At 51.3% G+C, this 6,661-nt stretch carries 6 protein-coding genes; all 6 read left to right on the top strand.

Annotation, left to right across the window (positions count from 1 at the left end; translation table 11 throughout):
* Positions 1-1,116 precede the first annotated feature (1,116 nt).
* The 6 genes from B2Y11_RS03075 (at position 1,117) to dprA (ending at position 6,473) form a co-directional block, all read left to right on the top strand.
* Positions 1,117-1,746, top strand: a complete 630-nt coding sequence (locus tag B2Y11_RS03075; RefSeq protein ID WP_291056072.1) for a CatA-like O-acetyltransferase — start codon at positions 1,117-1,119, stop codon at positions 1,744-1,746.
* A gap of 3 nt (positions 1,747-1,749) precedes the next feature.
* A complete protein-coding gene (locus B2Y11_RS03070; RefSeq protein ID WP_291056070.1) occupies positions 1,750-2,859 on the top strand; it encodes a MazG family protein in 1,110 nt (369 codons plus the stop codon).
* 30 nt (positions 2,860-2,889) lie between these two features.
* Positions 2,890-3,195, top strand: a complete 306-nt coding sequence (locus tag B2Y11_RS03065; RefSeq protein ID WP_291056068.1) for an HU family DNA-binding protein — start codon at positions 2,890-2,892, stop codon at positions 3,193-3,195.
* A 291-nt stretch (positions 3,196-3,486) separates the two neighbouring features.
* Complete coding sequence (locus tag B2Y11_RS03060; RefSeq protein ID WP_291056066.1) at positions 3,487-3,840, top strand: YraN family protein; 354 nt, start codon at positions 3,487-3,489, stop codon at positions 3,838-3,840.
* Between the two features lie 27 nt (positions 3,841-3,867).
* Complete coding sequence (locus B2Y11_RS03055; RefSeq protein ID WP_291056064.1) at positions 3,868-5,382, top strand: YifB family Mg chelatase-like AAA ATPase; 1,515 nt, start codon at positions 3,868-3,870, stop codon at positions 5,380-5,382.
* Positions 5,383-5,384: 2 nt separating this feature from the next.
* Positions 5,385-6,473, top strand: a complete 1,089-nt coding sequence (gene dprA / locus B2Y11_RS03050) for a DNA-processing protein DprA (protein ID WP_291056062.1) — start codon at positions 5,385-5,387, stop codon at positions 6,471-6,473.
* The last annotated feature ends 188 nt before the right edge of the window (positions 6,474-6,661 follow it).

Here is a 6,661-nt window from a genome sequence, read left to right as displayed (position 1 = left end):
AACGCCGGAATATATTCGAAAAAAATCGATTTACCCAGTGGTGTGTTAAGGTTACACTTTTTTAAGAAAAAACAATAAATTTCTTCAAAAAAAAAGACTTGACATATGACCAGAATACTGAGCGCAGCGAAGGATCTCGGTACATGGAGTAAGTGGGGCAGATGGTGGTAACTACCGGTCGGCGGGACTGGAGCGTCATGGGTGGCTGGTGACTGGGAAAACCAGGGAGCCCGCCTGCGGCGCGATGGAAAAGTGGCACCACCTATACCCAAGGGGAAGCGTGTCACTGGATTCTCAGGTCGATGGTGTGACTCCAGTTCCTCTGCCACCCCGCAGGCGGTGGCAGTACAACCCGTGCTTAATGTAGTGCAACTTATGATGGTAATGTTTCGCGGAGCTTTGTTGTTCCCCCACTTTTGCGGGGGAAAGGTGGTGCCGTAAGGCACCAAAGGGGGAGAAGCCACCGGAGGGGGTTAATTCAGCAGAATGTTCAGCGCGATTTATGCAGCAGGAAGCTCATCCCGTAACGCAGGCTCCTTTCTCAGAAAGGAGCTGGGCGAAGCCCTGAGGAACACTGGAAGATAGCTCCAAGCCACTGTGAGCCATCTTAGGCCCCTGCGGGGCCTCGGTCTTTTTGCGAAAGGCCTGCTATCATCCGTCGCCTGCGGCGACACCTTCTTCCAAAGGAAGAAGGCTCCGGCTCTTCGTTATGCCGCACTGGTGACACTAAGGGTATTCCCGCAGCGTTAGGCTCCTTCCTCAGGAAGGGGCTCCGCGGAGCGGTGGGGATAGGCCTTCGCGCAGCAAAGGCGCCGCCGTAGGCGGCATTTCACAAATGAGTCACAATCAGGCCCTTTCAGGGCCTCGTCCTTTCTGCGAAAGGCCTGCTATCATCCGTCGCCTGTGGCGACACCTTCTTCCAAAGGAAGAAGGCTATAAAATGCGGCGTCAGCCGCCACCACAACGCTCAGGCCGCAGGCCTGTCGAACCTAAGAACCCGACCGCCCGAAGGGCCGGTCAATCTTAAGAACCTTTTTCCCTCTGAACCCTTGCGCCCAAAGGGCATGTCAATATGGTATAGTATAACCAAAGGAGTAACCAAAGGAGGGAGACACCATGACATTTACACCTATTGACAGGCGCCGCTGGGACAGGGAAGAGTATTTCAACCACTTTCTGAACGTGGTTCCCTGCATGTACAGCATGACCATGGACCTGGACGTGACGCCTATCATGAAGCGGAAGGAGAGGCCCTATCCTGCCATGCTCTATTTCCTGTCGGTGGTGGAGAACCATCACAAGAGGTACCGCATGGCCCTCAGTGAAAAGGGGGAGCTTGGCTATTTTGACCTGGTCCATCCCAGCTATACCATATTTCATAAAGACGACCATACCTTTTCCAGCCTGTGGACAGAGTACAGCCCCTCCTATGACCGTTTCCTCCGCTCCTACGAGGACGATGAAGCCCGCTACGGGAACGTGAAGGGCCTCTTCGGGAAACCGGACCGGCCGGAGAACCTCTTCCCCGTGTCCGTCATCCCCTGGGTACCCTTCCGGTCCCTGCACCTGAGCTTTTCAAAAGCCAGCCGCTTCTTCTTCCCCATGTATACCCTGGGACGAATCCATCGGAAACGGAGCCGCTACTATATGCCCCTGGCCCTGGAAGTCCACCACGCCGTCTGCGACGGGTACCATGCAGGACGGATTTTCAAAGAAGTACAGTCCCTGATAAACCAGTGGAGGTGAAACATGAACAGAAAAGAACTGATGAACTTTCTGGAAAAGAAAGGCCTCCTCTCGCCGGAAGACAGCCTCACCATGGCCAGCGGAAAAGAGGCCTCCAGCCTCCCTTTGACCCTCTCTCACATCCTCATCGTCCGTGACCTTTCCGAAAAAGATGAAAAGACACTCTGCCGCCGCCTCCTTGCCGCCTATGATGAAACATCGCCGGTGATTCTCCTTTCCGGGGAGGGCATTCTTCGCCTCAGCCTGAAGGAAATGGAAATGCGAAGCTTTGGGGAAAAGGAAACCATCCTCTTTGACAGCAGGAAAGCCATCCGCCGCCCGGCCTTTCCCTGGAACCTGGAAGCCCTGGACAGCACCGTCCACCGGCTCCTGGCGCCGGGAGGCTGCCCCTGGGACCGCTCCCAGACCCATGAGACCCTCCGTACCTATTTCATCCAGGAAGTATATGAAGTCATCGACGCCATTGACAGAGGGGACATGGACAACCTGAAAGAAGAACTGGGAGACGTACTCTTCCAGATCCTCTTCCACGCCGCCCTTGCTGAAAAGGAAGGATACTTCACCATGCAGGACGTGGCAGACGGCATCCGGGACAAAATGGTGCGACGGCACCCCTTCGTTTTCGATAAAAACAGTACCGATTCCACCCTTTCGGCGCCCCGGGAGTGGGAAAAACGGAAAAGAATTGAAAAAAACAGGAAATATCTGCTTTCCGGCGTCCCCAAAGGCTTGCCAAGTCTGCTATTAACGTGTATAATTCAAAAGAAAGCTAGTTCCAATGGGATTCAGAACTTATTACAGTCTGAAGACCTTCCGGTGGAAATGAAAGATCAGATTTCCCGCTTCCTGGAAGATGACCGTGAAATGGACAGAGAAATGAAAGCAGGCGCTTTCCTCTTCGAACTGGTCCATTATCTGCAGGAAAAAGGAATAGAGCCGGAGCTGGCTTTGCATCGATACGCCGCAGCCTATATGAGAAAACTCCGCGCCTTCGAAGACTACGTCATCGAAAAAGGCGGAACCATCCCGGACCTCTCTCCGGAAGAAACCCTGCGGCTCTGGAAAGATTTCCTTGCAGAACAACCTTCCCCGTTGGAGCTAAAGACGGTTTAACCGCCAATTATTAAAGGAGGATGTTTAGTTATGAACAAAACAGAACTCATCACAGCAGTTGCCCAGGAAGCAGAAATGACAAAGAAAGACGCTGAAAAAGCTGTCAAAGCAGTCCTTGACGTAGTATCCCAGGCTCTCGTTAAAGGCGACAAAGTACAGCTCATCGGCTTCGGCACCTTCGAAGTCCGTCAGCGCAAAGCCCGCGTAGGCCACAACCCGTCCACCCAGGCAGAAATCAAGATCCCGGCATCCAAGACCCCGGCATTCCGCGTTTCCAAACAGCTGAAAGAAAAAGTCAACGCAAAGAAGACAAGAGCAAAGAAAGCAAAGAAATAATCCATAAACAAAAGCCTCCCGCCGGGAGGCTTTTAACGTGCCCCAAATCCTGTGATTGAAATGGATAGCATAAAGATGATTGATACCTTTTCATCATTTATGCATTCGACTCATTGACGAATAGGTTTGTTTCCTTTTACAATAAAGGGAATAGAAAGTTCGCAGCGTTATTTTTTCTGATTGGTACACCTGTCCATCCTTTATGTTCTGATTATTTTATAATTTAAAACGATATTCAATTCTTTTCTGCTTTTATATTTTATAATTTACATCAAATAGGAAGGAGTTCCAATGGAGAAGACGTCGTTTGGCAGAGAAGGGGAAGCATTGGCCAGAAGCTATCTGGAAAATAAAGGTTATCGATTCCTGTCTGCCAATTTCAGGACAGCCCACAGTGAAATCGACCTTATTATGGATGATGGCGGTGTTCTTGTCTTTGTGGAAGTTAAGTCCCGCCATAACCGAAGGTATGGAGAGCCGGTGGAGGCGGTGAATCCATTCAAGCAGCGGCATATTCGTCTTGGGGCCAGGGCTTATGTATTAAAAAGGAATATCACAGACCGGCGTATCCGGTTCGATGTGGTGGAAGTTATGGTACCGCGGGAAGGCGAGCCCCGTTTCCGGCACACCAGGAATGCATTCTGATATTTTATCTCTATGGAGGGAAATCATATGTATGCAAAAGTTCTTGGAACAACGACCTTCGGCCTAAACGGCCATGTCATCGGTGTAGAGGTGGATATTAACAAAGCATTCCCTGCCTTTGATATCGTTGGCCTTCCTGCAGCGTCCATCAAGGAATCGAAAGAGAGGGTTCATTCAGCTATTCGGAATTCCGGATATCATTTTCCTGTGGATAAGGTAACGGTGAATCTGGCTCCCGCTGATTTAAAGAAGGATGGATCGGGGCTGGATCTGCCTATTGCCATGGGACTTTTGGCAGCTAGCGGTGAAGTGCCTCTGGAATGTTTTCAAAATACGATTTTTATCGGGGAATTATCACTGAAGGGAGAAATAAGACCGGTGCCGGGCATTCTTTCCATGGTGCTGGCCGGTAAGGAAGCGGGGGTGTCTCGTTTTTTTATGGCGCCCTCTGTGACGAATGAAGCTCTTTTATGTGAAAATATTGAGGTTTATGGCCCCAAAACATTAAGAGAACTGATTGAATTTCTGGTAGGAAAGAGAGCCATGTCTCCGGCAGTCCGGCATGAGTCGGAACGGCCTGCCATCAATGACGTGGACTTTGCGGAAGTTCAGGGACAGGTTATGGCAAAGAGGGCTATGGAAATTGCAGCGGCCGGTGCTCATAATGTGCTCATGACAGGGCCGCCCGGTTCCGGAAAGACCATGCTGGCCCGTCGCATTACTACCATTCTTCCGCCTATGACTCGGGAAGAGGCCCTGGAAGTGACGAAGATATACAGTGTGGCCGGACTATTCAAAGCGGAAGATATTATGAGGGAAAGGCCCTTCAGAAGTCCCCATCATACCATTTCCATGGCGGGACTGATTGGAGGGGGAACCATACCAAGGCCGGGAGAAGTTACGCTGGCTCATCGAGGCGTACTCTTCCTTGATGAACTTCCTGAATTTCCCCGTTCAGTGCTTGAAGTACTTAGGCAGCCTTTGGAAGACAGGGAAGTCCATATTTCCAGAGTGAATGCATCATTCACCTATCCTGCAGACTTCATTCTTATCGCCGCCATGAATCCCTGCCCCTGCGGCTATCTGGGGGATCCTGATCACCCCTGCACCTGTACGGATGGTGAAATCAGAAGCTATGGAAGAAAGATTTCCGGTCCCCTTTTGGATCGTATCGATCTTCATGTTTCAGTGCAGCGGCCCAAGTACAGTGAACTGACAGCCACCATTAAAGGAGAGGCTTCGGTGGATATTGCCAGGCGGGTAGAGGAAGCGAGAAAGGTGCAGGCAGAGAGACTTGCGCCCTGGCATATGCAGAATAATGCCCAGATGGGGCACAGGCAGCTGAAAGAAACATGTCATTTGGACAAGGATGGAACGGAAATGCTTCGGGAAGTCTTTGAAAAACTTCATCTTTCAGCGCGAAGCTATGACAGAATCATCAAGGTAGCCCGTACTGTGGCTGATTTGGATGGGAAAGCAGGAATAGAAGCCTCTCATGTGGCGGAAGCCATCAGTTATAGGAACATGATACCCCGGAGGTGACTATGGACAAGTACGCAGCGGCCCTGCCGGGATGTCCCCGTCTCGGTGCTAAACGTATGCGGGGTCTTATTGAGTATTTTCATACGGCAGAGGATGCATGGAAAGCGTCAGATGAGGATATACGAAAATCCCATGTGCTCCATGGAAATGGAGAAGCCGCTTTTCTTTCATGGCGCCATGAAACAGATCCTGAGCAGGTTGTGGAGAAAATGATTCAAAATGGAATTCGCTGCTGTACCTGGGAGGAGGAAGAGTATCCGGCTCTTCTTCGAACCACTGCCAATCCGCCGGCTGTACTTTTTTATAGAGGAAAGCTCCCGGACAATGAAAAACTCATAGCCATAGTGGGCTCCAGGAAAGCGACTGCCTATGGCGTGCAGACGGCGGGACGATTTGCAAAAGGGCTGGCCGAAGAAGGGGTTACCATTGTTTCCGGCGGCGCCAGAGGCATTGACAGTGCTTCCCATGAAGGCGCTTTGGAAGGGAAAGCACCAACCATAGTGGTGGCAGCTTTTGGCTTGGACAGGGTATATCCCCCGGAAAATCGGAATCTTTTTCATAAAATCGTGGAGGAAGGGGGCGCCATTATTTCCGAATACCCTTTGGGAACGCCTCCTTTGGGAAGGCAGTTTCCTGCAAGAAATCGAATCATTGCCGGTATGTGCCGGGGTGTTATCGTAGTGGAGGCGGCTGAGCGGAGCGGATCCCTTATTACATCGGATTTTGCCCTGGAGGAGGGCAGAGATGTCTTTTCCGTTCCAGGAAGTATCTATATTCCTTCCTGCAAAGGAACAAATCAGCTTATTCGGAATGGTGCCATCTGCTGTACCTCTTATAAAGATGTGCTTTCTGAATATGGATGGGAAAAGCAGGAAGAAAAGGCGGAAGCCGGAAAGCCGGGGATGGAAGTTTTGACCCTTGAAGAAGAAATGGTATATAAATTCTGCTGTACGGAAAATGAAGTGCAGGCGGAGGATATACTTCAGCAATCCGGCCTCTCCGTCGTCAAGCTGACCATGCTTCTTCTCCGGCTCCAGCTGAAGGGGTACATCAAAGAGACCGGGCCTGGGAGGTACATAACGGTGAGATAGGGGGGCGGGCTGGTTTTAATTCCTTGTGAATCACCGGCGGTATGCCGCCGCCGGCTGTCAGCGATTCGCGACCAGCCCCCAGTCCCCAGTCCCCAGGCATCCGCTGTTCGTCGCAGAAAGTCACAATCCCGATCTCGACCCCGACCCCGACCGCGCCGTCAGGCGCTCACTAGGGAAGCGCTGATTAA

Source organism: Dialister sp. UBA1703 (genome assembly GCA_002320515.1).
Classification (GTDB): Bacteria; Bacillota; Negativicutes; order Veillonellales; family Dialisteraceae; genus Dialister.
Note: the sequence above shows the minus strand (reverse complement) of the source record. Positions and strands in the feature narration are given on the sequence as shown.